Origin of the sequence: Streptomyces sp. WM6372, assembly GCF_001279655.1 — a bacterium.
Lineage (GTDB): Bacteria > Actinomycetota > Actinomycetes > Streptomycetales > Streptomycetaceae > Streptomyces.
Window position 1 is genome coordinate 1 of sequence record NZ_LGDB01000166.1, and the last position, 223, is coordinate 223.

At 67.7% G+C, this 223-nt stretch carries 1 pseudogene; it reads right to left on the reverse strand.

The features are described from left to right. Nucleotides 1-83 (reverse strand): annotated as a pseudogene (locus ADK52_RS44775) (ABC transporter ATP-binding protein); the annotation flags it as partial. Between the last annotated feature and the right edge of the window lie 140 nt (nt 84-223).

The following is a 223-nucleotide window of genomic DNA, read 5'->3' on the forward strand; positions in this document are numbered from 1 at the left end:
ACGTGCGCGATGCGGGCGGCGTGGGTCTGCTCCGCTACCGTGCCCTCGGCAGCCTTGGCGAGTGTGGTGGCCATGGTCGTCACCTCCTGGGATGCGTACATGCGACTTCTGTGCTGTTCGGAACTACTTGACGCCGAGGCCGGCGTCGGAGACCGCGGGCTTGCCGGCGGCCTTGAGGACCTTGTTCAGGAGCGTCAGGTCGTAGATGCCGGCGAGGTCGGGC